Source organism: Stenotrophomonas sp. DR822 (assembly GCF_019793815.1).
GTDB classification, from domain to species: Bacteria; Pseudomonadota; Gammaproteobacteria; order Xanthomonadales; family Xanthomonadaceae; genus Stenotrophomonas; species Stenotrophomonas indicatrix.
The window spans coordinates 1120160-1146614 of the sequence record NZ_CP081826.1; the positions used below are offsets into that span (position 1 = coordinate 1120160).

General features: G+C 67.0%; 27 protein-coding genes and 4 tRNA genes. 8 read left to right on the plus strand and 23 right to left on the minus strand.

Going from position 1 to position 26455, the window contains the following annotated elements; genetic code table 11:
• Positions 1-8: 8 nt before the first annotated feature.
• The 4 genes from K5K93_RS05180 to K5K93_RS05195 are packed head-to-tail and all read right to left on the minus strand — an operon-like array spanning position 9 to position 4135.
• Positions 9-920, minus strand: coding sequence for an HlyD family efflux transporter periplasmic adaptor subunit (locus tag K5K93_RS05180; RefSeq protein WP_222390020.1), 912 nt, complete (start codon positions 918-920; stop codon positions 9-11).
• Positions 917-1645, minus strand: a complete 729-nt coding sequence (locus K5K93_RS05185; RefSeq protein ID WP_025875189.1) for an ABC transporter ATP-binding protein — start codon at positions 1643-1645, stop codon at positions 917-919. Before K5K93_RS05185 ends, K5K93_RS05180 begins: the two co-directional genes overlap by 4 nt.
• A gap of 10 nt (positions 1646-1655) precedes the next feature.
• The gene (locus K5K93_RS05190; RefSeq protein WP_222390021.1) at positions 1656-2795 is read right to left on the minus strand and encodes an ABC transporter permease; all 1140 of its coding nucleotides are present in this window, start codon (positions 2793-2795) and stop codon (positions 1656-1658) included.
• Entirely contained in the window at positions 2792-4135 is a 1344-nt protein-coding gene (locus K5K93_RS05195) for a TolC family protein (protein WP_261311963.1), read from the minus strand. Before K5K93_RS05195 ends, K5K93_RS05190 begins: the two co-directional genes overlap by 4 nt.
• A gap of 314 nt (positions 4136-4449) precedes the next feature.
• Here K5K93_RS05195 and K5K93_RS05200 point away from each other — a divergent pair, with 314 nt between their 5' ends.
• Positions 4450-4797, plus strand: a complete 348-nt coding sequence (locus K5K93_RS05200) for a hypothetical protein (protein WP_261311932.1) — start codon at positions 4450-4452, stop codon at positions 4795-4797.
• Between the two features lie 67 nt (positions 4798-4864).
• On the opposite strand, the gene K5K93_RS05205 is transcribed toward K5K93_RS05200, so the two are convergent.
• From K5K93_RS05205 to K5K93_RS05275, 15 genes are all read right to left on the minus strand, one after another.
• Positions 4865-4940: transfer RNA gene (locus K5K93_RS05205), tRNA-Gly, on the minus strand.
• Positions 4941-5045: 105 nt separating this feature from the next.
• Entirely contained in the window at positions 5046-6152 is a 1107-nt protein-coding gene (locus K5K93_RS05210; RefSeq protein WP_222390022.1) for an NAD(P)/FAD-dependent oxidoreductase, read from the minus strand.
• 138 nt (positions 6153-6290) lie between these two features.
• Positions 6291-6366 (minus strand) — tRNA-Gly (locus K5K93_RS05215).
• Positions 6367-6567: 201 nt separating this feature from the next.
• On the minus strand, positions 6568-7194 hold the full coding sequence (pgsA, locus tag K5K93_RS05220) for a CDP-diacylglycerol--glycerol-3-phosphate 3-phosphatidyltransferase (RefSeq protein ID WP_025875200.1): 627 nt from the start codon (positions 7192-7194) through the stop codon (positions 6568-6570).
• Positions 7195-7211: 17 nt separating this feature from the next.
• Positions 7212-9056 carry an excinuclease ABC subunit UvrC gene (uvrC, locus tag K5K93_RS05225; RefSeq protein WP_222390023.1) on the minus strand — a complete coding sequence of 615 codons (1845 nt, stop codon included), beginning with the start codon at positions 9054-9056 and terminating at the stop codon, positions 7212-7214.
• Positions 9053-10465 (minus strand): hypothetical protein, encoded by a 1413-nt coding sequence (locus K5K93_RS05230; RefSeq protein WP_222390024.1) that lies wholly within the window; start codon positions 10463-10465, stop codon positions 9053-9055. Before K5K93_RS05230 ends, uvrC begins: the two co-directional genes overlap by 4 nt.
• Positions 10462-10950, minus strand: a complete 489-nt coding sequence (locus tag K5K93_RS05235; protein WP_222390025.1) for a low molecular weight protein-tyrosine-phosphatase — start codon at positions 10948-10950, stop codon at positions 10462-10464. Before K5K93_RS05235 ends, K5K93_RS05230 begins: the two co-directional genes overlap by 4 nt.
• A complete protein-coding gene (kdsB, locus tag K5K93_RS05240; protein ID WP_222390026.1) occupies positions 10947-11720 on the minus strand; it encodes a 3-deoxy-manno-octulosonate cytidylyltransferase in 774 nt (257 codons plus the stop codon). Before kdsB ends, K5K93_RS05235 begins: the two co-directional genes overlap by 4 nt.
• Before the next feature lie 75 nt (positions 11721-11795).
• A complete protein-coding gene (gene lpxK, locus K5K93_RS05245; protein WP_025875213.1) occupies positions 11796-12815 on the minus strand; it encodes a tetraacyldisaccharide 4'-kinase in 1020 nt (339 codons plus the stop codon).
• A complete protein-coding gene (msbA, locus tag K5K93_RS05250; RefSeq protein ID WP_025875215.1) occupies positions 12815-14563 on the minus strand; it encodes a lipid A export permease/ATP-binding protein MsbA in 1749 nt (582 codons plus the stop codon). The genes lpxK and msbA overlap by 1 nt, the downstream gene beginning before the upstream one ends.
• Positions 14560-14982, minus strand: a complete 423-nt coding sequence (locus K5K93_RS05255; RefSeq protein WP_025875217.1) for a biopolymer transporter ExbD — start codon at positions 14980-14982, stop codon at positions 14560-14562. Before K5K93_RS05255 ends, msbA begins: the two co-directional genes overlap by 4 nt.
• A 3-nt stretch (positions 14983-14985) precedes the next feature.
• Complete coding sequence (locus K5K93_RS05260; protein WP_059063709.1) at positions 14986-15648, minus strand: MotA/TolQ/ExbB proton channel family protein; 663 nt, start codon at positions 15646-15648, stop codon at positions 14986-14988.
• A 3-nt stretch (positions 15649-15651) separates the two neighbouring features.
• A complete protein-coding gene (locus tag K5K93_RS05265) occupies positions 15652-18063 on the minus strand; it encodes a DNA internalization-related competence protein ComEC/Rec2 (protein ID WP_222390028.1) in 2412 nt (803 codons plus the stop codon).
• Positions 18064-18133: 70 nt separating this feature from the next.
• Complete coding sequence (locus K5K93_RS05270) at positions 18134-19477, minus strand: HAMP domain-containing sensor histidine kinase (RefSeq protein WP_032975720.1); 1344 nt, start codon at positions 19475-19477, stop codon at positions 18134-18136.
• A 1-nt stretch (position 19478) separates the two neighbouring features.
• Positions 19479-20150 carry a response regulator transcription factor gene (locus K5K93_RS05275; RefSeq protein ID WP_025875225.1) on the minus strand — a complete coding sequence of 224 codons (672 nt, stop codon included), beginning with the start codon at positions 20148-20150 and terminating at the stop codon, positions 19479-19481.
• Between the two features lie 144 nt (positions 20151-20294).
• Here K5K93_RS05275 and K5K93_RS05280 point away from each other — a divergent pair, with 144 nt between their 5' ends.
• A complete protein-coding gene (locus tag K5K93_RS05280; RefSeq protein WP_222390030.1) occupies positions 20295-21062 on the plus strand; it encodes a MipA/OmpV family protein in 768 nt (255 codons plus the stop codon).
• Positions 21063-21100: 38 nt separating this feature from the next.
• Positions 21101-21388, plus strand: a complete 288-nt coding sequence (locus K5K93_RS05285) for a hypothetical protein (protein WP_093817841.1) — start codon at positions 21101-21103, stop codon at positions 21386-21388.
• Between the two features lie 8 nt (positions 21389-21396).
• Here K5K93_RS05285 and K5K93_RS05290 read toward each other — a convergent pair whose 3' ends face one another.
• On the minus strand, positions 21397-21537 hold the full coding sequence (locus tag K5K93_RS05290; protein ID WP_162887621.1) for a hypothetical protein: 141 nt from the start codon (positions 21535-21537) through the stop codon (positions 21397-21399).
• A 107-nt stretch (positions 21538-21644) separates the two neighbouring features.
• Here K5K93_RS05290 and K5K93_RS05295 point away from each other — a divergent pair, with 107 nt between their 5' ends.
• The 4 genes from K5K93_RS05295 to K5K93_RS05310 all read left to right on the plus strand — a co-directional run bounded on the left by K5K93_RS05295 (position 21645) and on the right by K5K93_RS05310 (position 23277).
• Entirely contained in the window at positions 21645-22214 is a 570-nt protein-coding gene (locus K5K93_RS05295) for a TlpA disulfide reductase family protein (RefSeq protein ID WP_093817840.1), read from the plus strand.
• Between the two features lie 11 nt (positions 22215-22225).
• Positions 22226-22420 (plus strand): hypothetical protein, encoded by a 195-nt coding sequence (locus tag K5K93_RS05300; RefSeq protein ID WP_025875233.1) that lies wholly within the window; start codon positions 22226-22228, stop codon positions 22418-22420.
• A gap of 65 nt (positions 22421-22485) precedes the next feature.
• Positions 22486-22680 carry a hypothetical protein gene (locus tag K5K93_RS05305; protein WP_032975716.1) on the plus strand — a complete coding sequence of 65 codons (195 nt, stop codon included), beginning with the start codon at positions 22486-22488 and terminating at the stop codon, positions 22678-22680.
• Between the two features lie 264 nt (positions 22681-22944).
• Positions 22945-23277, plus strand: a complete 333-nt coding sequence (locus K5K93_RS05310) for a hypothetical protein (protein ID WP_222390031.1) — start codon at positions 22945-22947, stop codon at positions 23275-23277.
• Between the two features lie 113 nt (positions 23278-23390).
• Here the strand turns inward: K5K93_RS05310 and K5K93_RS05315 are convergent.
• From K5K93_RS05315 to uvrB, 3 genes are all read right to left on the minus strand, one after another.
• A tRNA-Val gene (locus K5K93_RS05315) sits at positions 23391-23465 on the minus strand.
• 97 nt (positions 23466-23562) lie between these two features.
• Positions 23563-23637 (minus strand) — tRNA-Val (locus K5K93_RS05320).
• 107 nt (positions 23638-23744) lie between these two features.
• Entirely contained in the window at positions 23745-25769 is a 2025-nt protein-coding gene (uvrB, locus tag K5K93_RS05325) for an excinuclease ABC subunit UvrB (RefSeq protein WP_222390032.1), read from the minus strand.
• 150 nt (positions 25770-25919) lie between these two features.
• Between uvrB and K5K93_RS05330 the strand changes: the two genes are divergently transcribed.
• Positions 25920-26453 carry a GspH/FimT family pseudopilin gene (locus tag K5K93_RS05330; protein ID WP_222390033.1) on the plus strand — a complete coding sequence of 178 codons (534 nt, stop codon included), beginning with the start codon at positions 25920-25922 and terminating at the stop codon, positions 26451-26453.
• Positions 26454-26455: the final 2 nt, after the last annotated feature.

A 26455-nucleotide genomic window follows, 5' to 3' on the forward strand; every position in this document is an offset into this window, starting at 1 on the left:
GCACGCCCCTACCTGTGGAACTCCACCCGCACATGCTGGCCGACGCGCGCCTTGGCGGCGCTGTCGAATTCCAGCACGCACTCCACCACCTTGGCCACGCCGCGCCCTGCGTCTTCGGGCAATCGTGCCTGCGCGAACACCGGGCTGATGCGGACCACGCGTGCCACCGGCAGTGGCTTGCCCTCTGCGCCATCGCTATCGATCACCACCGTCGCACGCATGTCAACCTGCACGGCATCGGCGTAGGCCGCACTCAGCTCGGCACGCACCTGCAACGGTCGCGCCGGTAACAGTGACATCGCCGGCTTGCCGGCCTGCACGAACGCACCCACGCCCGGCACCTGGCCGACCACGATGCCGGCGTCCGGTGCGGTCAGCGACATCTGTCGCAGCTTGAGCCTGGCGTGCTCCAGCTTGTGCTGGGCCAGGTCGACCTGCGCTCCGGCCACATCCACATCGGCGCGGACGCCGGCCAGCTGCTGCCTGGCTGCGTCGGCCTGCTGGCTGGACGACACGCCTTCGCTGGCGCCGGTGGCCAGGCGGGTGGCGTTGCGCTCCAGTTCGCGCAGTTGCGCCTGGCTGCCCTTCAGCCGGTCGGTGGCCAGCGCGAGATCGGCATTGGCCATGCCCACCTCCTGTTCAAGCAGTGCGCCATCCAGGGTGAGCAGGACATCGCCCTTGCGCACCACCGCCCCTTCCTTCACCGGCGCGGTGCTGACGGCGCCATCCATCGCTGGCACCAGTGCAATCAGCCCGCCTTCCACATCGATGATGCCGCGGGCGACGGCGACGTTGTCCGCGCTGGCGGACGTGGCAGCGGTCGGCTGCGCGGGTACGGGTGCATCCTTGCTGCAGGCACCCAGCAGCAATGCCGCGCCCAAGGAGAAGCTGAGGGAGAACAACGGCGGCATTCTGGTCATGGGCTGGGCTCTACGGTTTCGTTCTGGCGGCGATCATCGCGGACCGTGCCGTCTTCCATGGCGATCACCCGATCGGCATGGCGGATCAGGCGTGGATCGTGGCTTACACACAACACCGTGGCCTGATGCGCACGCGCATAACGGTGCAGGATGTCGATGACGCGCTGGCCGTTCTCGGCATCCAGTGCGCTGGTGGGTTCGTCGGCGAAGATCAGCGTGGGTGACTTGGCGAACGCCCGGGCAACGGCTACGCGCTGCTTTTCGCCGCCGGACAGCTGCGCCGGGCGCATGTGGCTGCGGTGCGAAAGGCCGACCTCGTCCAGCGCCTGCCGCGCCAACGGCTCGCTGTCGCGGTTGCGCATGCCGCGATAGCCCAACGGCAGCTGCACCTGCTCCAGCGCCGTCAGCGCCGGGAACAGGTTGAAGCCCTGGAACACGAAACCGACGTGGTGCAGACGGAAGCGCTCCACCTCGCTGCGGGTCATGTGGCTGACGTCCTGGCCAAGCGCATGCACGCGACCGCCATCAGGCGTTGAGAGCCCGGACATCAGCGACAGCAGCGTGCTCTTGCCGCACCCGGAGGGGCCCGATACCAGGGTCAATTCGCCGGGATAGATGTCCAGCGACAGGCCACGCAGCACGGGCACATGCACATCGCCGGACACGAAGCCCTTTTCGAGTGCGTCGGCACGCAGGGTCGGGATCGCGATGGGAGCATTCGTCATCGGTGGCCCCTCAACGCAACAGCAGCGATGGATCGGAACGGACGACGCTGCGCACCGCCATGATGCTCGACAGCATGGCCATCACCGCGACCAGCGCCACGCAGCCAAGGACCACCATCGGCGTGAGCTGTACCGGTACGCGCTGGGACTGCGCGGCCATCAGCACCACTGCGCTGAAGGCTGCGGCGAGCAGCATGCCGACACCACCGATCAGCACGGCCTGTTCGAACACCACACGGGCCAGCGCATAGCGGCCTGCGCCGAGCGCATTGAGGGTGGCGTACTCGCGAACCGACCCGGCCACCACCGCGGCAAACGACTGGTTGGTGATCACCGCGCCGACGAAGCAGACAATGACCGCCATGAACAGCACTGCGATGCCGGCGCCGGTATCGAACAGCCAGTACTGCTGCGAACGACTGGCGAACTCCGGCGCTGTCCAGAACTCGACGGGCGTGGCGCGGCCCGTCGATGCACCGAGTCGATCGCGCACGCGCGCGGCCAGCTCCGGTGAGCGCGTGCCCGCCACGAAATAGGTGCTGCCTTCATGCGGATCGGTTCCGGCGATGGCACGCGCGGTATCCAAAGACGCCAGCACGTTGACGCCGCCAAGGCCACGTAGGCCGGGTTGCGCGGCAACCACACGCACGGCCTTGCCATTGATCCACGCGCGGTTGCGGTGCAGATCGACGCCCAGCGTATCCAGGTCCGCGCTGTCGACGATCACCGCACCGGGTTCGCGCAACCGGGCACGCAGGTCGGGCGACAGGATGCGCGAGAACATCATCGCGTCGCCTGCCGTGGAGATGCCGGACAGATACACCGACACGTTGCCGGCACCCTGTGCGCTGGAGCGCCACTCGCCATCGACCCACTCGTAGGGTTCGACGCGGGTGACATCCGGGTCCATCCGCAGGCGATTCTCTACATCCGCACTGATCGCATGACCGTAGTTCACGCTCTGCGTGCCGGCAAAGCCCGCCCAGACATCGGCGCTGGATGCCTTCACGTAGATCGCGGCGGTGCCGAAGATGCCCAGCACCAGCGCCGCCTGCACGATCAGCAGCACGCCGGCGAAACACATGGCCAGCACTACCGGCAGGAAACGGCGCCACTCGTAAACCAGGGTCTTGCGGGCAAGCGCGATCATTGCGCGTCGCCTTCAGGCTCGGCTGGCAAGGGAGCACCGCCCACTGCGCGATAGAGCGATGCGAATGCAAGTACGCGAGCACCCTGCGCGCCGATCAGGTCGGCCTGCGCGGACAGCGCGGCACGCTGGGTTTCCAACCCGTCGAACTCGCTGGAAAGACCAAGCTGCACCTGCCGGGCCTGTCGTACGACCTGCTGCCGGGCTGCTTCGTCGGCCACCTGCAGCGACTGGATGCTGCTGTCCTGGCGGGCCAGGCTGCCCAATGCACCCTCCACTTCCGCCACGCCCTGCAGCACTGCCTTGCGATACCCCAGCAAGGCTGCATCCAGCTGCTTGTCGTCGGATTGATAGCGCGCGCGACGTTGGCCCCAATCCCACAGAGGGATATCGATGTAGGGACCGATCGATGGGCTGGAATCGGAATTGGAGCGAGCGTTCTGGGTCAGGTTGTAGGCGTACAGGATGGAACCGCCCAGGCTCAGCTTCGGGAACATCGACGCGCGTGCACTGCCCTTTTCGGCGGCAGCCTGCAGCACATCAGCCTCGGCCAGCAGGATCTGCGGGCGATGGCGCAGCAGATCGGCGGGTACCTGCTGCAGGGTGAAGGCGCTCAACTGCGGTGGCGTGCGGTAGGCATTCCAGGCCGGATCCGGACCATCGCGACCCAGCAGCAGCGCCAACGCGCGCGCGGCGTTGCCCGCGTTTTCATTCGCCTGTGCAATGGCCGCGCGCGTGGCCGCCCGCCGCGCGCGCAGGCGATCCAGTTCACCGGGCTCGTCCAGATGCAGGCGCTGCCGCACCAGGCCCAGTTGCTCGCCACGTGCGTCAACGGCCTGCTGCCTGCCGAGCAGATCCACCTGCGCCTGCGCGACGGAAAGATCCAGGTAGCTGCGCACCACATCCGCGATGACCGCCACCTGTGCCGCATCGCGCAGTGCTTCGGCATTTCCGTTGGCCGCCTGCGCGCTCAGACGGGCACTCTCCGCTGCGCCAAACAGGCCAAGATCCCAGATCGCTTCAACGCCGGCGTGGAAGTACGTGTCGACCGCGGCGGCGTCCTGCACCTGCTTGGCACTGGCGGAGATTTCCGGACGGAAGCGCGCATCGGAAGTGCCCGACAGCAGGCGTACCGCCTGCAACCGCAGGGTGGCCTGGCGCAGGTCCAGATTGCCGGCGATGGCCTCGTCCACCAGCGCGTTCAAGCGCGCATCGGCCAGCACCTTCCACCACTGCCGCGCGTCGACCGCTACGCCCTGCCCTGCCGCGGTCTGACTCCACACTGCTGGTACGCGATCAGGCAGATCGGGAACCGGCACCGACATGCAGCCCACCAGCATCATGCCGGTCAGCAGCGCCCCGGTACCCAGGACGATGCGTGGGACGACGGCATACCGTTTCGCGAACGCTGCCGGGAAAGTGATACGACTGGCCACCCGCCCGCCTTCGTGGAGAGAGAAGCCGAGGAGGCTACGCCGCGATTGTGGAGTGGACATGGAGAATCGGTCGGAGGTGCGTTACAGCGCGTGTGCGGTGCATGCATTGCGAACCCTCGGCCTTTCCACAGCCTTTCATCGGCGCCGCCAAGCTGAACGCTGGACTGTCCGCGGGCGCTGCGGCACATTGTCCTGAACGCTTCCACTGGCAGGCAATACGCTTGAAATCCGCCCTTCGCCGCACGCTCGGCATCTTCGCGACCGTGCTCATCGTGGGCACGACGTCGATCTGCCTGACCACTCCGTTGGCGTCGAACGCGGCCATGCTGCTGATGGACCGCAGCAACTTCATTCCCGCGCAGTCGTCGATCTTTTCCTTCGAGCCCTACGTGATCAACGAGGGCTCGTCGAACTACTGGTTGTACGGCCAGGACCGGACCTATTACTACCACTTCACCTACCAGGCCGACGCCCCGTATCTGTACATCACGCGGAAGAACGCCTGCGCCGGCTTCGATCGTGCGGACGTGCGAACCTGGTGCGGTGCGGGCCGAGGCAGCCCGCGCTAGCGCGATCGCAATCCCTTTCCGGTGCGCAAACGAAAAACGCCCCCTTGCGGGAGCGTTTTTCTGAATCTGGAGCGGGAAACGAGACTCGAACTCGCGACCTCAACCTTGGCAAGGTTGCGCTCTACCAACTGAGCTATTCCCGCATATTCCGTTCGACCTGCGTCGAAGGAGCGCTATTGTGTCGGGATTGCTGCACGGCGTCAACAGGATTCTGCTGCCCCCTCATGAAGCAGCATTCAGCTTCAGGATCACATCCGCACGCCCCGCCGATGGAAGTAGATCTGCTCGGCCAGCCGGCGCATCGGGCCGGTGCGCAGCAGCGCATTGACCGGCCAGTCCCGCTGCAGGTGGTCCATTGCCCAGCGCAGCATGCGCTTGCGGTGAAAGGTGGGGGCGGCCTGACGCGCCACCTGCTCTGCGGCCGGCCCCTTGCCGCGCCGGTGCAACCCGATCGCATCACCGACCGCCCAGCCATGCCGCCATGACGAGTGGATGCCGCCGGCCGACAGCGGCGAGACGACACCTGCCGCATCACCGGTCAGGATCACGCCCGGCGCAGTGATCGGGCCATCCGGCAACCCGCAGGGCACCAGGCCCGCGCGGGTGCCGGCAACCTGGGCCGAGTGCGGAAGTCCCACAACGTCGCGCACGTGTTCAAGGAATCCCTCGATATCCGGCGCGCGTGCATGTGCGGGATCATGCCGCAGCGCCAATCCCACCTGCACGCCGGTGGGGTTCTGCGCGGCCCAGCCTATGTAGCCAGGTGCGAACCGGCGGCTTACGAAGCAGTGCAAGGCATCGCCTTCCGGCAGCTGCACGCCGGCAAACTCGCGCTCCACGCCATACAGATTGTCGCGCACCTGGCCCAGGCCGGTACGCTGGGCAACACGTGATCGTGCGCCATCAGCGCCGACCAGACAGGCCGTGCGCCCCACCCCTTCAACCTGCCACGCGTCGCCGTCGCGGCAGGCGTCGGTGAACGACTGCTGCAGCCGCAGGTCCACGCCACTGGCACGCAGTTCGCTGGCCAGCCAGCGCATCAGGTTCGGCGTATCGGTGGTGAGGAAGTAGTAGCCCGGTGCAGTCAGCAGCACGTTGTGCAGGTTCGGCGCATACAGGCGCACGCGTGCGACGCGTTGCACGAGATGATCGGGCATGCGCCCCAGCCAGGTCTGTTCCATTGCCTCCTTCACCACGATACCGGTGGTGTGCAGGCGTTCGCCAGGGTCGGCCTTGCGCTCGAGCACGCAGACGCGCAGGCCGTACTGAGCGGCGGCAAGTGCGCAGGCGGCGCCGCCGAAGCTGGCGCCGACGATCACCACGTCGTAGTCGTTGGCAGGGGGAGTGTGAGGCATCGCGGCATCACCGGATTGGAACGGAGATGCAGCTTCGCCAACGCGCGTGTTGAGGCGATGGGGTGGCGGTGAAGTGGGAATGAAGCGCGCTGGAGACAAACGAAAAACGCCCCCTTTCGGGAGCGTCTTTCTTGAATCTGGAGCGGGAAACGAGACTCGAACTCGCGACCTCAACCTTGGCAAGGTTGCGCTCTACCAACTGAGCTATTCCCGCTTGGGAGGCGAAATTTTACCTGTTCCAAGAACTGCGTCAAGCGCTTTTTTTCAGGGATTTGTGGGAGTGGCCGACATTGCGTATCCACGCATGGCGTGGATCTACCGCAGACCCACATTCCCGTAGATCCACGCCATGCGTGGATGAAGACGTCCCCGGTGTCAGAGCCCTTTCCTGCGGAAAGGGATCCGACCCCGGTGCTCAGTTGCCCAGCTTCTTCTGCCGCGAACGCTCGCGCGCGGCGCGCTCGTCGTCACGCAGGCTGGGCCACGCGGCGTGCAGGTACTGCAGGCCCGACCACAGGGTCAGCACCGCGGCAATGGCCAGGGTCCAGTCACCGATATGGAATACCGGCGGGCCCATCCAGATGTCGTCGACCGGAACGTTCGGCGCCACCGAATACAGCAGGCACAGCAGCGCGACCATCTGCGCGGTGGTCTTGACCTTGCCGATCATCGCCACCCGCACCTTGGCACGCTGGCCGAGTTCGGCCATCCACTCGCGCAGCGCCGACACCGCGATCTCGCGGCCGACGATCACCGCCGCCCAGAACGCCATCCACGGGGTCGGATGACCCTGCACGATCAGGAACAGCGCCACCGCCACCATCAGCTTGTCCGCGACCGGGTCGAGGAAGGCGCCGAACGCCGACTCCAGGCCATAACGGCGCGCGATCCAACCATCGAGCCAGTCGGTGATCGCGGCCAGGCCGAAGATCGCCGCCGATGCGAAGTTGGTCCAGGTGTAGGGCAGGTAGAACACCAGCACCAGCACCGGGATCATCACGATCCGCAACAGGGTCAGCCAGGTGGGCAGGGTCAACGTCATGCGGCTTTATTCTCTCTCTACTCGGCCGGATCCGGCGCGGCCAACCCGTGCAGGTTAGCGTAGATGCGCGCTGCGAGGGCGTCATTGATGCCTTCCACCTTGGCAATTTCCGCTTCTCCGGCCGCTTTCAGGCCAACCAAGCCACCGAAATGCTTCAGCAGGCTGGCGCGCCGGCGCGGCCCGATGCCGGGGATGTCTTCCAGTTTGCTGGTCATCCGGGCCTTCTGCCGGCGCCCGCGATGGCCAGTGATGGCGAAGCGGTGTGCTTCATCGCGCACCTGCTGGATGAACTGCAGGGCGGGATCGGCCGCACCCGGGCGCAGTTCGCGGCCATCGGGCATTACCAGCGCTTCGTGGCCGGCACGGCGTTCCACACCTTTGGCCACGCCCACCAGCAGCACGTCTTCCACGCCCAGATCGGCCAACGCTGCCTGGGCCTGTGCCAGCTGGCCGGCACCACCGTCGATCAGCAGCACATCCGGCAACACGCCCTGCTCTTCCACTGCGCGGCGGAAGCGGCGGTCGATCGCCTGGCGCATCGCGGCGTAGTCATCGCCCGGCTCGATGCCATTGATGTTGAAGCGGCGGTACTGCGCACGCACCGGGCCGGCAGCATCGAACACCACGCAGGAGGCCACGGTGGCTTCGCCCATGGTGTGGCTGATGTCGAAGCACTCCACCCGCTTTACCGGCTCGGCCAGCCCCAGCATCACCCGCAGCGCTTCGCTGCGCGCGTGCTGCGCGGTGCGGCTGTTGATCTCGGTGGCCAGGGTCAACTGCGCGTTGCGGCTGGCCAGTTCCAGGTAGCCGGCGCGCTCGCCGCGGACGTTCCATTTCAACTGCACCTTGCGCTCGGCCGAGGCCGACAGTGCAGAACCGATCAGATCGGCATCGGGAATTTCGCGGTCGAGCAGGATCTCGCGCGGCGGCTCGAATTCGATGTAGTACTGCGAAACAAAGGCCGCCAGCACTTCATCCGGGCTTTCCTCGCCATTGGTGCGGGGAAAGAACGGGCGGGTGCCCAGGTTGCGGCCATCGCGGAAGGCCAGCAGCATCACGCAGGCCTGCGAGCCCTGCATGGCCACCGCCAGCACGTCGAGGTCGGCCGCGCGGCCGTCCACGTACTGGCGGGTCTGCATGCTGCGCAATGAAGTAATCAGATCGCGCAGTCGCGCGGCCTGCTCGAATTCCAGCGCTTCGCTGGCCACCTGCATCTGCTCGCCGAGCTCCCGGGTCAGCTCATCGCTCTTGCCTTCCAGGAACATCGCCGCGCGGCGCACCGACTCGGCGTAGTCCGCTGCTGGCACCAGTTCCACGCACGGCGCGCTGCAGCGTCCGATCTGATACTGCAGGCAGGGCCGCGAACGGTTGCGGAACACGCTGTCTTCGCAGCTGCGCAGCTTGAACAGTTTGTGCATCAGGTTCAGCGTCTCGCGCACCGCGGTGACGCCGGGATACGGCCCGAAATAGCGGCCAGGAATGGCACGCGGGCCACGATGCAGGGCGATGCGCGGCCAGTCTTCGCGGGTCAGCAGCACATGCGGATAGGTCTTGTCGTCGCGCAGGGACACGTTGTAGCGCGGCGACAGCGACTTGATCAGCTGGTTTTCCAGCAGCAGGGCTTCGGCTTCCGAGCGCGTTACGGTCACGTCCATGCGCACGATCTGCGAGAGCATCGACATGATGCGCGCGTTCTTCGGACTGCCGTTGAAATAGCTGCCCACGCGGTTGCGCAGCGCGCGGGCCTTGCCGACGTACAACAGCGTGTCGTCGGCCGCGTACATGCGGTACACGCCCGGGGCGGTACTCAGCTGGGCCGCGAATGCCTTGCCATCGAAGGTCGGGACAGGAACAACGGTCATTCGCTGATCGGCACTTCGCTGAGCACGCCGCTGTCAGGGTCCAGGCGCAGTACGGTGTGGGAATCGGTTTCGGCGATCCACACCGCGCCGGCACCGACGGCCAGGCCGGCCGGGCCATGCAGGCGCCGCGGCAAGGGCTGGGTGGTCAGTTCGCCACCGCCCAGGCGCAACGTGCGCAGGCGGCCATTGCCGGTGTCGGCGATCCACAGCAACGGGGCATCCGGGCTCAATGCGATCGCCTGCGGGAACTGCAGGCTGGCCTGCGCACGCGGGCCATCGTCCTCGCCGAAACGCCAGGTGCCCTGCCCGACCAGGGTCTGCACCAGGTCTCCGCGCAACTGCAATGAACGGACCGAAGAGCCCAGCGCATCGGCCACGTACAGCACCTGCTGGACCACCGCCACGGCAGTGGGCTGGGCGAACGCGGCCAGATGGCCACTGCCGTCGCGCTCGTCGATGGCGCCGCTGCCGGCGCGCCACTGCAGGCTGCGCTGGCCAAGGTGGTAGCTCCAGATGCGGTTGTCGCCGGCCATGGCAATGTGCAGCTGGTTTTCGGCGATGGCCAGGCCCACCGGATGATCCAGCGACACCTGCCGTGGCTGCGTCACCAGCCCTTCCACGGGGGCGCCCGGACGGCCGTTGCCACACAGGGTGTCGACCAGGCCGGTCAGCAGGTTGATGCGGCGCACCGCATGATTGCCGGTGTCGGCCACGTAAAGCGACTCGCGCTCCAGCGCCAGCGCCTGCGGCCGGTGGAAAGCGGCTTCGGTGAGATTGCCGTCCATGAAGTCGGCGGTACCCAAGCCGAACTGACGCAGCACGCGGCCGCCATGACTGCATTCCAGGATGCGGTGGTGGCCGCTGTCGGCGATGTACAACCGTTCCTGGTTCACCGCCAGACCCATCGGGAATCGCAGCGCCTGGCGGGGTTCGGGGTGCAGCTCGCTGCCGCCACGCGAAGGGGCCGACGGCGCACCCTCGCAGAGGGCATTCAGGGCCCGCTCCAGCTCGCCGGGCACGCCCTGGCCGATCAAGCGCTGCTGTTCGCGACCCTGCGCGTCCAGCAGCACCATGGTCGGCCAGGCGCTGACGCCGAAGCGGCGCCAGCCATCCCAATCGGCATCAAGCAGCACCGGCATGGTCAGGCCCTGGCGGCGCAGCAGTTTCAGCGCAGCCGTGGCATCACGCTCGAAGTCGAAGCGCGGCACCTGCAGCACCAGAGGTTGCAGCTTGCCGGGGTGGCGTGACAGCCACTGGCTGAACTCGGCCAGTCGTTGCGCGCTCCATGCGGAAGCCGCGTTGACGAACAACAGCGCGACCGGCCGGCCACGCAGTTCGGTCAGGGTGCAGGGCGCGGCATTGAGCCAGGCGGCGAACTCGGGCAGGTCCGGGACGGGCTGGATGTTCATGGCCCGATTATGCCGGAGTCGGCGTGATGCAACAGGCGTGCCACGGTGCGTTCGGCAGCAGCGTCGACCAGCGACCAGACCTGTTCGAAATGATCGCTGCCGCCGGTATAGGGATCGGGAATCGCACGTTCGCCCTTCCCGCCCGACCACGGCAGGTACAGCGCCAGGCGCTCGCGCTGGGTGGCAGTGGCAAGGCGTGCGGCATCACGCAGGTTGGCCTCGTCGGCGCACAGGATCCAGTCGAAAGCGTCGAAGTCCTGCCGCTGCAACTGCCGCGCGCGCAGGCTGCCAAGGTCCACCCCGTGTCCGGCCGCGCATGCAATGGCACGCCGGTCGGGTGGCTGGCCCACGTGCCAGTCGCCGGTACCGGCCGAATCGACCTGCACCCGCCCAGCCAGCGCCGAGGCATCCAGGCGGGCACGCAGCGCGCCTTCGGCCATCGGCGAGCGGCAGATGTTGCCGAGGCAGACGACCAGCAGCCTCATCGCGCGGCCATCGCCTGCAGCAGCGTTTCGGCGCGCTGCAGGTCTTCAGGGGTGTCGATGCCCGGCGGGAAGGGTTCGGGCGAGATCGCCACGGCAATCGGGTAGCCCGCTTCCAGCACGCGCAACTGCTCCAGCGATTCCACCTGTTCCAGCGTGCCCGGCCGCATCGAGGCGAACTGCTGCAGGAAACCGGCACGGTAGCCATAGATGCCGATGTGGCGCAGCCACTGATGGCCTTCGGGCAGGGTGTCGCGGCTGCGGGCGAAGCCATCGCGATGCCAGGCGATGGGCGCACGGCTGAAGTACAGGGCCTCGTTGCGCACGTTGCGCACGAGCTTGACCACGTTGGGGTCGAACAACGTGTGGGCATCCTCGACCGGCGTGGCCAGGGTCGACATCGGTGCGCTGCCCGCCACCAGTGCCTCGGCCACGGTGCGGATGCCGGCAGCCGGCGCGAACGGCTCATCGCCCTGCAGGTTGACCACCACGGTGTCATCGGACCAGCCCGCGATGCGCGCGCACTCGGCCAGGCGATCGGTACCCGAGGCATGCGAGGCAGCGGTCATCGCCACCTTCACTTCCCCCAGGCCGGACAATGCGTCGGCAATGCGCTGGTCGTCGGTCGCGACCCATACCTCACCCGCGCCGGCCTGCAGCGCGCGGCGGGCCACATGCAGCACCATGGGCTCTCCGCCCAGCAGGCGCAGCGGTTTGCCCGGCAGCCGCGAAGCGGCATAGCGGGCCGGGATGGCAACAACGAAGTCGGTCATGCGGGCGGTACTCGGCAGGCGCGATACAGCAGGAATGCGGCCGGCGGCGTCCATTTGCAAGCGCCGCACGGCCCCTCAGTTCGGTCGCAGCTTGTCCAGGCGATCGGTCAACGCGATCCAGAAAGCAGCAGGCATCTCGGCGCGCAGCGGCACCGCGTACTGCCAGTCATTGGCGAACGCGCGGCACTTCACGGCATCCTTTTCGGTCATCAGCACCGGCAACTGGCTGCCAAAGGACAGATCCTGCGGCTGGTAAGCATGATGGTCGGCGAAGGCGTGCGGCACCACGCCGATCGCACGCGCGCGCAGCATGTCGAAGAAGCGTTGCGGATGGGCGATGCCGGCCACGGCATGCACGCGCTGGCCCGCGAAGTACGAAAGGGGACGTGCGCGCCCGCCGGCCAGCGGCTGTGCACTGTCGATGTGCAGGGCCATCGGCCATTGGCCGAAGCCACAGGCCTGGGCAGCCGCCGCTCCATCCGCCTGGCCCAGGTTGACCACCCGGAAATCGCATTCCGCTGCGCGGCTGACCGGCTCGCGCAGCGGGCCGGCGGGAATCATCCGGCCATTGCCATAGCGGCGCTGGGCATCAACCACCTCGATCTCGATGTCGCGCGCCAGCCGGTAGTGCTGCAGGCCGTCATCGCAGACGATCACGTCGCAGCCGGCGGCGATCAACGCCTTGCCCGCTGCCACGCGGTCACTGTCCACGCGTACCGGCACGCCGGTTTTCCAGGCGATCAGCACCGGCTCGTCGCCCCCCAGGGCGGTCGGCGTATCGGCTTCCACCCAACGTGCCTTGTCCGCTTGCTCACGGCCGTAGCCGCGGCTGGCGACACCGGGCTTCCAGCCCGCGGCCCGCAGGCGCTCGACCAGGGCGATGGTCAGCGGCGTCTTGCCGGTGCCGCCGGCGGTGATGTTGCCGACCACGATGACCGGCACCGCCAGCGCATGGCGCTTGCGCCAGCCACGCCGGTACAGGCGCCGGCGCAGCGCGGTGACACCGGCATACAGCGGTGCCAGCAGTCGCATCGGCCACGGAGCCGGGCTGCCGTCGTACCAGTACGGCGGGGTCTGGGTACCTTTGCCCGCCATCAGTCCTGCCTTTCGCGGAACTGCATGTTGTGCAGGTGCTGGTACAGGCCGCCCATCGACAGCAGCTCCTGGTGGGTGCCGCGTTCAACGATGCGGCCATGGTCCATCACCAGCACCTGGTCGGCATGCTCGATGGTCGACAGGCGATGCGCGATCACCAGCGTGGTGCGCTCGGGCATCAAGCGCTGCAGCGCATCCTGCACCAGGCGCTCGGATTCGTTGTCCAGCGCCGCGGTGGCCTCGTCCAGGATCAGGATCGGTGCATCGCGCAGGATCGCGCGGGCGATCGCCAGGCGCTGGCGTTGGCCGCCGGACAGCAGCGCGCCATTCTCGCCTACCGGCGTCTGCAACTGCTGCGGCATGCGTGCGATGAACTCCCAGGCATTGGCCGCCTCGGCAGCTGCACGGATCTGCTCGTCGGTGGCATCCATGCCGTAGGCGATGTTGGCCGCGATGGTGTCGTCGAACAGCATGACCTTCTGGCCGACGATGGCCACCTGCCGGCGCAGATCGGCCAACGGATACTCATCCAGGGCAACGCCGTCGAGCAGGATGCGGCCACCGTTGGGTTCGTAGAAGCGCGGCACCAGCCGGATCAGGCTGGTCTTGCCGCTGCCGGAACGACCGACGATGGCGGTGACCGTGCCCGGCCTGGCAACGAAGCTGATGTCGTCCAGGGCGATGCCACTGTCTTCACGGTAACGCAGCATGACGTGCTCGAAGGCCAGTTCGCCGCGTACGCGCTGCACCGCGTGCTTGCCCTCGTCGCGCTCGACCGGCATGTCGATGATGCCGAACAGGCGCTCGGCCGCAGCCACACCGCGCGAGATCGAAGTCTGCACGCTGGTCAGCCGCCGCAGCGACGGAATGATGGCCATCATCGACGTCATCAGGCCCATGAACTGGCCCGCATTGAGCTTGCCGGCCAGTGCCTCGCGGGTGGACACCCAGACGATGACCGCCAGCGCCAGCGCCGCCAGGAACTGGACCACGCTGGAAGCCGCCGCGCGGGTCACTTCCACCTTCATGTTCAGCGCCAGCATGCGGTTGGCCAGGCGCGAGTAGCGCGAGATCTCGTGCTGCTGGGTGCCATGCACCTTCACTTCCTGCTGCGCGGCCAGCGACTGCTCGGCGGTCTGCGCCATGGTGCCCATGCCGTCCTGGATGCCGCGGCTGATGCGCCGGTAGCGCTTGCCCACGTAGGACACGATCACGCCGATCAGCGGCACCACCACCAACATCGCCAGGGTCACCTTGACGCTCATCTGCAGCATCACCGCCAGCATGGCGATGATGGTCAGGGTATCGGCCACCACGGTCTTCAGCGCGTCGGCACTGGCCTGGGTGACCTGTTCGGTGTCGAAGTTCAGGCGGCTGACCATCACCGGCGTCGCCTCGGCATCGAAATGCGAGGACGGCAGGTGCAGGTACTTCTGCAGCACCTGTTCACGCAGGTCGCGGACCACGCTGCGGCCGGTCTTGGCCAGCGTGTAGTCGCTGACCCAGGTGGCCACGCTGCGCATCAGGAACAGGCCGAGAATGGTCAGCGGCAGGATCACCGCCATGCGCGGCTCGGGGTTGACGAACCCGCGGTTGACCAGCGGTTCCATCAGCTTGGTGAAGTGATAGCCGGCCAGAGCTTCGACCACCATCGCGATGACCGCGCCGATCATGAACACCCAGTAGGTGCGGGTATAGCCCAGCAGACGTTTGTAGATCGGCCACACTGGCGCGTGATGGGAACTCATGGACGCACCTCTGGCGCTGTTGCAATGGCGATACGACGGAAGCCGAGCTGGCCCAGCGCGTCCTGCGCGGTGACCACGGCCTGGTAGGGAGTGCGCGCGTCGGCACGCAGCAGCACGGTCTGTTCGCGGTCGCTGCCGGCGACGGCCGCAATGGTCTGCTTGACCGACTCGACGTCGCTGCGCAGCACTTCCTGATCGTTGACGAAGTAGCGGCCGTCAGCGTTGATCAGCACGCTCAGCGAGCGCGGCGGCTCGTTGGTCTGCTGCTGGCTGGCGGTCGGCAGCTGCACCTGCAGGGTCGATCGCGCGTCGAAGGTGGTGGTGACCACGAAGAAGATGATCAGCACCAGGATGACGTCGATCAGCGGCACCAGGTCGATATGCGGCTCATCCTGGGACCGGTCGTTGCCGATACGCATCGATCAGGCCTTTGCCGTAGCGGCGGAAGGCGCGCGCGCAGCGGGGGCCGGGGTCATCACCCCGGGGCGACCGTCCAGCGTATCCAGCAGCGCGCTGGCTTCCTGCTCCATCTCCACCACGTAGCCGTGGATGCGGCCCTTGAAGAAGCGGTGGAACATCAGCGCCGGGATGGCCACGATCATGCCGGTGGCGGTGCACACCAGTGCCTTGCCGATACCGCCGGCAAGCTGGTTCACATCACCCACGCCGTGGTCGAGGATGCCCAGGAACATCTGGATCATGCCGACCACGGTGCCCAGCAGGCCCAGCAACGGGCCGGCCGAGGCGATGGTGCCCAGCGCGTTGAGGAAACGCTCCATGCGGTGCACCAGATGGCGACCGGTGTCCTCGATGCGCTCGCGGATCTGGTCGCGCGGGCGGTTGCGCGCTTCCAGCGCGGCGGCCAGCAGGGCACCCAACGGTGAATTGGCACGCAGGGTCTGCAGGTGCGCCGGGTCCAGCTTGCCGCGCGCGGCCCAGTTGCGCACCTCCTGGCCCAGGCCAGGCGGCAGCACCTCGTTACGCCGCAAGGACCAGAAACGCTCCAGGACGATCGCCAAAGCCAGTACGCCCAACAGCAGCAGCGGCACCATCGGCCAGCCACCGGCCTTGACCAGTTCCCACACGTTTCAACCCTCCGGCCCAGCGGCCGCTTGTTCGATCGGCGATAGGATAGCAGCCGACCGCGCCCGCCCAGCGGCATCCCACCACCGGGCGGCGTGGATACGCTGTTCACGCAGCTGCAGGCCTTGTGCGCCAAGCCATACGCGGATCGCGCCGGACTCGGCGGTGGACAGCACTTCGGCGCCCGCCGCCTGCCAGCGCCGCACCACGTCACGTTTCGGGTGGCCAAAGTGGTTCCGGTGCCCGGCCGAGACCAGCGCCAGCCGCGGCGCCACCGCCTTCACCCAGTCCGGCGTGGAACTGCCTCCGCTGCCGTGATGGGGCACCAGCACCACGTCCGCACGCAGCATATCGGCAGCGCCCGCCAGCAGCGCCTGTTCGCCTTGCCGGCCGATGTCACCGGGCAGCAGCACCACCCCGTGCGCGCCAGCAACCCGCAGCACGCAACTGGCTTCGTTGTCGGCGCCCTTCCCGCCAACGGCAGGGAACGCGGCGGGCGGATGCAGCACCTGGAAATCGACCCCGTCCCATTGCCAGCGCAGGCCCTGTTGGCAGCTGCCGGCCGTGGCAATCGCACTGCCCGGTGGAGCCAGGACGTCCAGTCCCGGCAGTTGCTGGCGCAACGCGACGAGGTTGCCGCTGTGGTCCAGGTGGTCGTGACTGATCATCACCTGTGCCGGCGGCTCCAGCCCCAACGCCCGCAACGTCGGCAGCAGCATCCGCTCCTCGCCCCCGCTGGCGGCTGGTGGGCCGACGTCATACCAGAATGCGTGCTGGGCGGTCCGCAGCAGTACCGCAGCGCCCTGGCCGACATCGTGCACCACCAGTTCCAGCTCACCCCATTGCGGTCCCGACCGTGCCGGCCACAGCAACGGCAGGCATAGCAGAGAGCCGGCAATCCCGGCCCCGGCACCGCGTGGCAACAGCCACCAGAACACCCCCAGCAAGGCCGCCGGCAACGCCCAGGCCGGCCCCTGCGCCAGCCACCACATCGCCTCCGGATGCGCGGCCAACGGCTGCAGCAGCTGCCAACTGGCCTCGAACACCCAGGCGGCTGCTCGCCAGGGCAACTGCCCTGCCCCGGTGCACAGGGCCTCCAGAGCAGTTCCCAGCAGAGCCAAGGGCACCACCAGCAGGCTCCACAGCGGGATGATCGGCAGGTTCACCAGTGGCCCCAGCCGTGCGGTGCCACCGAACAGTGCCACCGCCAGCGGCAGCAGAGCGACGCTGGCCACCCCCTGCCCTGCCAGAGCGCCGCGCAGCATTGCGGCGAACCCTTTCGGCCGCCCCTGCGGCAAGCACCACAATAACCACAGCACCCCGCCGAAACTGAGCCAGAAGCCCGCAGACAGCACCGACAGCGGTGCCGGCAGCAGCATCGCCAGCGCGGCCAGCGCCAGCCCCTGCGCTACCGTCACCGGACGGCGGGCGACGCGCGCCAGGGCCAGCACCGCGATCATCAGCGCGGTACGCACGGTCGGCAGCTCGCTGCCTGCAACAAAGGCATAGCCGGCTGCTGCCACCGCCGCCGCACAGGCCGCCGCCTGCGGTCGTGGCCAGAACCGGGCAAGCCCCGGCCAGAATCGCCAGAGCGCAGAGCACAGCAATGCGGCGAAGCCCGCGACCAGGCCGACATGGAAGCCGGAGATGGCGATCAGATGGGTCAGGCCCAGCGCGCGCAGCTGCGCCCAATCGGTGTCGGACAGGCCGCGCGTATCGCCCAGCGCCAGGGCCTGGATGAACCGCGCAGACGGGCGTGCGACCTGCCTGGCAATGGCGGCACTGGTGCGCTCGCGCCACGCGGGCAATCCATGCGCAGGACGCAGCTGCCGCGTGGAATTCAAGTCGCGCACGCTGGCGTTCCCTGCCAGCCCACGCAGCAGCGCATGCCGCTCGCCATCGAAGCCCCCCGGATTGATGCGTGAACGTGGTGGTCGCACGCGCAGCGACAACTGCCAATCCGCCCCGGCGTGAAGGCGCCGTCTCTGATCAACCCCGGCGTCGGTCGGCCCACCCCGTGGCGCGTGCCAGAGCACCTGCAGCCGCTTTCCACGCAGCGTCGGCATCGCATCGGACATATCCACCCGGAACTCGAACCGGGTGTGTGCAGGGGTTTCCTTCGGCAGATCGATGACCTGCCCCCGGACGAGCACATCCTGCGCGGCAGAACCGGCCGGCAGCTGCGTCTGCATTGCCCAATACCCGTGGCAGCAAGTCCAGGCCAAGCCGAACAGCAACGCAGCCGCCGCGCGTCCGCGCCAGCGCAACACCCAGCCAAACGCGGCCACGGCGGTCGCCGCAACAGAAGCCCACAGCGGTGGCAACACCGGCAGCAGCACGCAGACCAACGCACCGGCAACCAGAGCGGCGGCGCACGCGGGGCCAAACAGGGGCGACAAGGTCCGATCGGCAGCCATCGACACAGCGTGCCGAGGCGCGGCCTCACCCAGCCATCAGGCAACGCCGTGTGGCGTTGTCAGCGCCCGGCTAGCGACGCACGCTGCCGCGGTGGAAGTTGACCCGGAAGCTCGCGCCGCCCCCAACGGCCTCGCCCACGCTCACCGTACCGCCGTGGTGCTGCACGATCTCCTTGACCAGATGCAGGCCGAGGCCGCTGCCACTGCCAGCAGCACGCAGGCGGTGGAACGGCTCGAAGATCGCCTCGCGGTCACCGACCGGCACGCCAGCGCCCTGGTCACTGACTTCCAGCAGGCCCTGCCGGTCCAGACGCACGCAGATGGTGCCGCGCCCGCCGCCGTGGACGATGGCGTTGTGCACCAGGTTGGCGATCACCCGCCCCAGGGCGAGGCCATCGCCATGGATCCATACCGGCGTCTCCGGCGCATCCACTTCGAAGCCGTAGCCGGCGCCAACCACCAGAGGCGCAAGGTCGGCGGCCGCTTCGCGCACGACATGCGCCAGGTCCAGGCGCTGCAGCGCTGCGACGTTCCGGTCCAGGCGCTGCAGGTCGAGCAGGTGCTCGGCGACGTTGCCGAGACGGGCGACATCGGTCAACAGCTGCGATTTGAGCTCCCCCTGCGGCAACTGCGACAGGCGCGCCTGCACCACCGCAATCGGTACCCGCAGCTCATGGGCGGCGTCGGCCAGGAATTTATCGCGTGCTGCGTAGCCCTGCTGCACCTTGTCGATCGCATCGTTGAACGCTTCGACCAGAGGCGCGACCTCGGTCGACACCAGCTGCGCGTCCAGGCGCGCACCGGGCTGGCCGATATCCAGCTCCTTGGCCTGCTGCGCGGACCGGCGCACGCCACGCATGGCGCGATGGATCACTGTCGGCATCACCAGCAGCGTGACCACGATCAACGGCAGGAAAAACCACAGGCCGATCAACCGCAGCACCATCAATGCGCCATCCAGCAGGCCGCCCTTCGGCGCCCCACCCACCATCACCGTGATGCGGCGGCCGTCTTCGTTGCGGATCATCACCCGCGCCACATCCAGGTACGGCGGCACCAGCGAACCCAGCTCGGTGGCACCCAGTGTCGGCAGGCGGGCCAGCAGCGGCGCGTGAATGGCAGGCAGCGTGCCGCGCTGCAGCCATGCACCGCGATCGTCCACCGCCGCGAACCACAGGTTGCCACCGGCACGCGCATCGAGCTTCTGCCAGCGCGCTTCGTCCAGCACCAGACGGCCGCCTTCGCTGTGCACTGCGTTGGCCGCACTCTCGGCCATGAACATGTCCATGCCCCAGGTGTCCTTGTCGCCCCAGGTCAGGATCAGCGCGACGACGGCGAACAACACCGTGAACGCTTGCGCCAGGAACAGCCGCCATGCCAGTCCAAGGGTGATCGAACGGATCGGTCGTGCCATCTCAGGCCTCCGCCAGCAGGTAGCCGACGCCGCGGATCACGTGGATCTCCACGCCCGCCCCGGCCTGCTGCAGCGCCTTGCGCAGCTTGGAAATATGCGCGTCGAGCGCGTTGGACTGGATCTCATCATCGAATCCGTACACCGCCGCTTCCAACGCGCTGCGGGTGACCGTGCGCCCCTGCCGCATCGCCAGCGCCTGCAGCACCAGCACCTGCCGCCGCGGCAGTGCAACCGGCTGGCCATCCACCTGCGCCTGCAGCGATTCGAAATCGAACTCCAGCCGGCCCAGCCGCAACCGGGGGGTCACCATCGCCGACGGTCGACGCGAGACGGCGCGGATGCGCGCCATCAGCTCTTCGATCGCCACCGGCTTGACCAGGTAGTCATCGGCACCGACATCCAGCCCCTCCACCTTGTCCGACAGCCCACCCTTGGCAGTGAGCATGATCACCGCCAGGTTCGGCCGCAGCGCACGGGCAGTCGCCACGAAGCCCACGCCATCACCATCGGGCAGCTGCCGATCGAGCAGCATCAGCTGATGCACCGGCTCACGCAGGGCGAGCGCAGCCTCGGCCAGGCTGCCGACCACGTCGGCGACCACACCCTGGCGCTCGAGCCCGGACTGCAGGGCTCGCGAGAGATCGGGGTCATCTTCGACCAGGAGAATGCGCATCGGGGGCTCGGCAACCGGAAACGGTGCCGATCATAGTGCCTTCGGCGTGCAGGTGGCGGCGGTGCCAGCAGATTGCGCCTGCGCAATGTTCCGACAATGTTGCGCGCGCAGCATGCATCGCCATCCCTGCAACGCACTACATCGATGACCTCACTGTCCCCCGCCCTGCTGCGCCCCCTGCTGTGCACCGTCGCTCTGTCCACGCCGCTGCTGGCCACCGCGCAGGAACAGGCTCCGGGGATACAGGCCGGCATCACCTTCGGCGCGACCACTGGCGCCTACGCGCACTATGACGACAAGCCGCTGGTGCTGCCGGCACTGTCCTGGCAGGGCAAGCGCTTCTTCGCCAGCCCCGGTTCGCTTGGCATGAACCTCTACAAGGCCGACGGCCTGCGCCTGTCGGCGGTGGCGACGCCCTACACGTTGCGTTTCAAGACCGACGACGTGAACGATCCGCAGCTGCGCCGACTGCACAGCCGGCAGATGTCGGCGATGGTCGGCATCAACGCCGACTACAGCGCGGACTGGGGCGCGGTGGCGGCCAGCGTGAAGCGCGAAGTGAGCGGGCACGGCGGCGGCGTTGAATCCAGCCTGCATTACAGCTATCCGATCCAGGCCGGCCGTTTCACCTGGGTTCCTCGCGTGGGCGTGGTGCATTCCAGCGCCCGCCTGCTCGACTACTACTACGGCATCAGCGACGAGGAAGCACTGCGCTCCGGGCTGGCGGCCTACACGCCCGGCAGTGCCACCTCGCCGAGCCTGCAGATCGCAGTCAGCACGCCCCTGGGTACGAAATGGCGCGCGACCGGCGTCGTCGCCAACCAGTGGTTCGGTGATGCCGTCGAGGACAGCCCGATGGCACGGCGCAGCAGCCAGACCTCCGCTTTCATCTCGCTGATGCGCGCGTTCTGACCGAACCTGCATCCCCCCTCGGACAACAAGGATCCCGCATGGCCGCTGCCCCCCCCACCGCCGATGCCAACGCGATCCTGCGCGCGCCGGATCTGGACAGCGCCGAGCGCGCCTACCTGGGCCTGCTGCCGGACATGGATCATGTGGACGCGTTGACCCGACGTGCACTTGGCCTGTCACGCGCTGCCGATGCCGCGCGCGGATACGCACTGTCGATGACCCTGGTCGGCCTGCGCCTGCAGGAGCTGGAAATGGGCGAACCGTGTGCAGCCGAATATCGCCAGGCGACGCTGCGCAGCCTGCGCCAGGCCTTCACTGCGGCCTGAGCGTCCCGTCAGCGGAAGGTCGTCCAGGCCAGCACCGCAGACAGCAGTGCGACCCAGATCACGGCCTTGAAGGTGCCTTCCAGCATGTTGCCGCCGAACAGCAGTTCGATGATCGGGTTAGGCCGGGAAACGGGAGCATGGTCACTCATTGTGGCGTCCTGAGGTTTGGGAACTGCGTCACCGATGATACAAAAGCTTGACATTCCTGTTGCTGTTTCCGGTATGGTCGATGCAACGCGGCGTTCAAGGATGATCGATGCTCAAGCGTGCACTGTTTCCCGTAGTCGCCCTGCTGCTGGCCGCACTGGTCATCATGCTCTCCTGGCAGAACCGCCAGTTGCGCCAGGTCAACGAACAGATGGCGGCGCAGCTGCAGCAGACGCAGCTGGACGCACATGGTCTTGCAACCGGCACCCGGCCTGAACCGTTGACCCTGCGGACGACGCAGCAGACCCATGTCGATATCGGTGGCGCGCGCGGCGTGCCGCAGATCCTCTACTTCTTCTCTACCGCCTGCCGTTACTGCCTGGCCTCGGTGCCACAACTGCAGCAGATCGCGGCTGCGCGAGGCAGTGCCGAGCTGGTGGGCGTGGGCCTGCCACCGTACGACCAGCTTGCCGACTACGCAGGCAAGCACGCGCTGGCGTTTCCGATCGCCGTCGACGATCAGGGCGAAGTCTCCAAGCGCTACCGCGCCACGCTGACACCGATGCTGATGGTGCTGGCCGCAGACGGCAGCATCGCCTACAAGCATGTCGGCCAGCTCGACACCGGGACGGTGCAGGCCGTCGCCAACGCAATGAATCCGGGAAGCCACACCAACTGAAGGAGATACACATGATCGGGAAGAAAACGCTGTTCTCGTCCGTCGCCGGTATCGTCATCGTTGCTGCAATGTCATTCGGGGCCGCACAGGCCTTCGCCACGCCGGTGAAGACCGGCTTCGCACCAGGGTGCGTGGATACCCCCGGGTGCATGTTCGGCGGCAATGGCCGCGCCGGCGGCACGCGCATCTGCTGCGTCGCCAACTGATCCCGCTTCGACACCGCCCCGCACGCGGTGACTTCATGTTCCATCGCCATTCCAAGGAGATACACATGATCGGAAAGAAGAAGCTGTTCTCGTCCATTGCCGGCCTCGTCGTGGTGGCCGCCATGTCATTCGGTGCCGCGCAGGCCTTCGCCACTCCGGCCAAGGCCGGGTTCGCACCGGGCTGTGAATTCACCCCGGGTTGTCCGTATGGCGGCTCAGGGCATTGGTCCGGCCCTCGCCTGTGCTGCGATCCGCTCTGAGCCCGCCTGATGGTTCCAGCCATGTCGTGACCTGAGCCCAGGCTTCCCGGCCAAAGAGGGTCACCTACAGGCAAAACGGGCCGGACTGCCTTCACGGGTGGCCCGGCCCTTTTTCATGATCGTGTTCTGCCGCCGCCCCGGCCGGGCACGGATTCATCCTTGCTGGCTCTGGTTGGCACGCGCTTTTCCGGTTTTCGTCGCATGCCGGTTTCACAGCGCGGGCCGCAGTGCAACGCTGGGCTCCCTTCTCCGGAGCACCGTGCCATGCCGATGCTTGCCCTGCTGCTGTTGATGGCCGGTCTATGCAACCGCGACGACAGCATTGGAAGCGATTCACTTCGGATGCAGATCCTGCAGGCCGACGCCCAGCATGCCGTCCGCGCGCCTGCCACGTACGGCCAGACGCACAGCCAGAGCGTGCGAATCCTGCGCCTGAGTGCTGATCGCGTACTCGAGGTGGCCCACGCTCGCGTGCACGGTGATGTGCACGATGTACAACGTGGGCAGTCGCACACCCGGGGACTGCTGCAACTGTGGCAACGCGTGGATGGCCGTTGGCAGCTGCAGCGCAGCGCCAGCGTCGAGCAACGCGGTTGACGGTGGCAGCAAGCCGGCCAGGCTGGAACGAGCGCGGATCGCAGGCACAAAAAAACCGGCCCAGGGCCGGCTTTCATCGTGTCCACCGCTGCTCCGGCCATGCCGGGAACCGGTGGTGGGCGGTACAGGGTTCGAACCTGTGACCCCTACCATGTCAAGGTAGTGCTCTACCGCTGAGCTAACCGCCCAAATATTCCGTGCAGCCCGCAGGCTGGTGCTTCTACGTAAAAACCCGGCGCCAGGGCCGGGCTTTTCATGCTCACGACAGCCCCCGGGGGGACTTCGTGGTGGGCGGTACAGGGTTCGAACCTGTGACCCCTACCATGTCAAGGTAGTGCTCTACCGCTGAGCTAACCGCCCGTTTGTTGCTTCTGCAGCGCCGCCATTGCGTCGGTGCAGGCCGCGTATAATACGGACGACGACCGGCAAGCGCAATACTTTTGTGAAGAAAAGCCGCTTTACCGCGTTCAGCCCAGGCTGGCTTCCTTCAGCTGCCTGATCTGGTCGCGCACCCGGGCGGCATCCTCGAATTCCAGGTCCTTGGCATGCTGGTACATCCGCTGCTCCAGGGCCTTGAGGCGAGCGGCCAGCTGCGCCGGACTGAGCGAACGGTAGTCGACCGTGTCCTCAGCCACCCCGGAACGGCCTTTGCCCTTGCCCTTGCGGGACTCCTTCTCGGCCGCGTCCGAGCGCGCCCCCTCCAGCACGTCGACGATCGGCCGCGCCACGGAGCGCGGAGTGATGCCATGCTGCAGGTTGTACTCGACCTGCTTGGTGCGACGGCGGTCGGTTTCATCAATCGCTGCCTGCATCGAACGGGTGATCTTGTCCGCATACAGGATCGCCTTGCCGCGCACGTTGCGGGCCGCACGGCCGATGGTCTGGATCAACGAACCGGTCGAGCGCAGGAAGCCTTCCTTGTCCGCATCCAGGATCGCCACCAGCGAGACCTCGGGCATGTCGAGCCCCTCGCGCAACAGGTTGATGCCGACCAGCACATCGAACTTGCCCAGACGCAGGTCACGGATGATCTCCACGCGTTCAACGGTATCGATGTCCGAGTGCAGGTAGCGCACGCGGATGCCGTGCTCGGTCAGGTACTCGGTGAGGTTTTCGGCCATGCGCTTGGTCAGGGTGGTGACCAGCACGCGGTCACCGGCCTTGATCCGCTCGTTGGCCTCGCTCATCAGGTCATCGACCTGGGTGCCGACCGGGCGGATCTCCACCACGGGGTCGATCAGGCCGGTCGGGCGCACGACCAGCTCGGCCATGTCCTCTCCAGCCTCGCGGAACTCATACGGACCCGGTGTCGCCGACACATAGATGCTGCGCGGGCAGCGCGCCTCCCACTCCTCGAAGCGCAGCGGACGGTTGTCCAGTGCCGACGGCAGGCGGAAGCCGAACTCGACCAGGGTTTCCTTGCGCGACCGGTCACCCTTGAACATGGCACCGATCTGCGGAATGGTCACGTGCGATTCGTCGATCACCAGCAGCGCATCAGCCGGCAGATAATCGAACAGGGTCGGTGGCGGCTCGCCCGCGTTCTTGCCGGTCAAATGCCGCGAGTAGTTCTCGATGCCGTTGCAGAACCCCACTTCGGCCATCATCTCGAGGTCGAACTGGGTGCGCTGGGCCAGGCGCTGCGCCTCAACCACCTTGTTTTGTGCATACAGCTGCTCCAACCGCTCCTTCAGCTCGACCTTGATGGTCTCCACCGCCGCCAGCACCCGTTCACGCGTGGTCGCATAGTGGGTCTTCGGGTACACGGTGAAGCGCATGAGGTTGCGCATGGTCTCGCCGGTGAGCGGATCGAACATCGTGATCTTTTCCACCTCGCCATCGAACAGTTCGATGCGCAGGGCCTCACTGTCCGATTCCGCCGGGAACACGTCGATCACTTCACCACGCACGCGGAAGGTGCCGCGCTGCAGCTCGTATTCGTTGCGCGTGTACTGCAGCTGGGTCAGGTGATTGATCAGGTCGCGCTGGTCGATGCGCTCGCCCTTGGACAGGATCAGGCGCAGCGAGAGGTAGTCTTCCGGCGCACCCAGGCCGTAGATGGCCGACACGGTCGCCACCACGATCGCATCCGGTCGCGACAGCAGGGTCTTGGTCGCCGCCAGCCGCATCTGTTCGATGTGCTCGTTGATCGAACTGTCCTTCTCGATGAAGGTGTCCGACGACGGCACGTAGGCTTCCGGCTGGTAGTAATCGTAATAGCTGACGAAGTACTCCACCGCGTTGTGCGGGAAGAACGCCTTGAACTCACCGTACAGCTGCGCTGCCAGGGTCTTGTTCGGCGCCATGATCAGCGTCGGCTTCTGCACCTGCTGGATGACGTTGGCGATGGTGTAGGTCTTGCCCGAGCCGGTGACGCCGAGCAGGGTCTGCTTGGCGACGCCAGCCTCGAAATTGCTGGTCAGCTTGGCGATGGCATCGGGCTGGTCTCCCGCCGGCGAATACGGCGAGACAAGTTGAAAACTGTCGCTCATGGTGTTGCCAGGTCTCGGGGGAGATAAGTATAGAGGGCGTCCGGTGACGGTCGGCTGAGGGAAAGCCCCTCTCAAAGGTGGGGGTCAGGCTGATGGTTGCAACCGGGTATCGAGGCGCAGGTTGGGACCTCCCCCACTGGAGCGCATCCCATGCCTTTCCCGCCCCCCTGCCACAGGCATCTTCCGGGCCTCACCCTTGTCGAGTTCGCCGCCGCCGTGGCGTTGCTGGCAATACTCGTCGCCATGGCATTGCCTGCGCTGGTACAGCCCTTGGAACGCAGCCGAGCGGACACCACTCGCATGCGGCTGGTATCGATGTTCAACACCGCCCGCGCCATGGCCATCACCCATCGCCGTGCGGTCACCGTTTGTCCAAGCCTCGATGGAACCGGCTGTGATGCCGACTGGGCCCGCGGCTGGTTGATCCTGGCGGACCGATCACCCAACGCGGCCGAAGAGGCAAGCCCGCGTCAGTTCATGGGCGGAACCAGATCTCCGCGGATACGCGTCGACAGCACTGAAGGCCGCAAGTACCTGCGATTCCAGGGCGACGGGCGTAGTGGCGGCAACACACTGACGGTAAGCATCTGCGTGGGAGCGGAGCTGCACAGCTCGGTGATCGTCAACAACGTCGGCCGTACCCGCTCGGCCCGCCAACGAAGCCGGGCCCCTTGCCCATTCTGAGC

Coding starts and splice junctions, on each gene's coding strand:
- K5K93_RS05290 (WP_162887621.1), bottom strand. CDS start 21,537: ATGAGTGACCATGCTCCCGTTTCCCGGCCTAACCCGATCATCGAACTG.
- lpxK (WP_025875213.1), bottom strand. CDS start 12,815: ATGGCGGGCAAAGGTACCCAGACCCCGCCGTACTGGTACGACGGCAGC.
- uvrB (WP_222390032.1), bottom strand. CDS start 25,769: ATGAGCGACAGTTTTCAACTTGTCTCGCCGTATTCGCCGGCGGGAGAC.
- K5K93_RS05210 (WP_222390022.1), bottom strand. CDS start 6,152: ATGCCTCACACTCCCCCTGCCAACGACTACGACGTGGTGATCGTCGGC.
- K5K93_RS05180 (WP_222390020.1), bottom strand. CDS start 920: ATGACCAGAATGCCGCCGTTGTTCTCCCTCAGCTTCTCCTTGGGCGCG.
- K5K93_RS05330 (WP_222390033.1), top strand. CDS start 25,920: ATGCCTTTCCCGCCCCCCTGCCACAGGCATCTTCCGGGCCTCACCCTT.
- K5K93_RS05185 (WP_025875189.1), bottom strand. CDS start 1,645: ATGACGAATGCTCCCATCGCGATCCCGACCCTGCGTGCCGACGCACTC.
- K5K93_RS05295 (WP_093817840.1), top strand. CDS start 21,645: ATGCTCAAGCGTGCACTGTTTCCCGTAGTCGCCCTGCTGCTGGCCGCA.
- K5K93_RS05285 (WP_093817841.1), top strand. CDS start 21,101: ATGGCCGCTGCCCCCCCCACCGCCGATGCCAACGCGATCCTGCGCGCG.
- K5K93_RS05190 (WP_222390021.1), bottom strand. CDS start 2,795: ATGATCGCGCTTGCCCGCAAGACCCTGGTTTACGAGTGGCGCCGTTTC.
- K5K93_RS05230 (WP_222390024.1), bottom strand. CDS start 10,465: ATGAACATCCAGCCCGTCCCGGACCTGCCCGAGTTCGCCGCCTGGCTC.
- K5K93_RS05265 (WP_222390028.1), bottom strand. CDS start 18,063: ATGGCTGCCGATCGGACCTTGTCGCCCCTGTTTGGCCCCGCGTGCGCC.
- uvrC (WP_222390023.1), bottom strand. CDS start 9,056: ATGACCGTTGTTCCTGTCCCGACCTTCGATGGCAAGGCATTCGCGGCC.
- pgsA (WP_025875200.1), bottom strand. CDS start 7,194: ATGACGTTGACCCTGCCCACCTGGCTGACCCTGTTGCGGATCGTGATG.
- K5K93_RS05195 (WP_261311963.1), bottom strand. CDS start 4,135: ATGATGCTGGTGGGCTGCATGTCGGTGCCGGTTCCCGATCTGCCTGAT.
- msbA (WP_025875215.1), bottom strand. CDS start 14,563: ATGAGTTCCCATCACGCGCCAGTGTGGCCGATCTACAAACGTCTGCTG.
- K5K93_RS05310 (WP_222390031.1), top strand. CDS start 22,945: ATGCCGATGCTTGCCCTGCTGCTGTTGATGGCCGGTCTATGCAACCGC.
- K5K93_RS05280 (WP_222390030.1), top strand. CDS start 20,295: ATGACCTCACTGTCCCCCGCCCTGCTGCGCCCCCTGCTGTGCACCGTC.
- K5K93_RS05235 (WP_222390025.1), bottom strand. CDS start 10,950: ATGAGGCTGCTGGTCGTCTGCCTCGGCAACATCTGCCGCTCGCCGATG.
- K5K93_RS05255 (WP_025875217.1), bottom strand. CDS start 14,982: ATGCGTATCGGCAACGACCGGTCCCAGGATGAGCCGCATATCGACCTG.
- kdsB (WP_222390026.1), bottom strand. CDS start 11,720: ATGACCGACTTCGTTGTTGCCATCCCGGCCCGCTATGCCGCTTCGCGG.
- K5K93_RS05270 (WP_032975720.1), bottom strand. CDS start 19,477: ATGGCACGACCGATCCGTTCGATCACCCTTGGACTGGCATGGCGGCTG.
- K5K93_RS05275 (WP_025875225.1), bottom strand. CDS start 20,150: ATGCGCATTCTCCTGGTCGAAGATGACCCCGATCTCTCGCGAGCCCTG.
- K5K93_RS05300 (WP_025875233.1), top strand. CDS start 22,226: ATGATCGGGAAGAAAACGCTGTTCTCGTCCGTCGCCGGTATCGTCATC.
- K5K93_RS05305 (WP_032975716.1), top strand. CDS start 22,486: ATGATCGGAAAGAAGAAGCTGTTCTCGTCCATTGCCGGCCTCGTCGTG.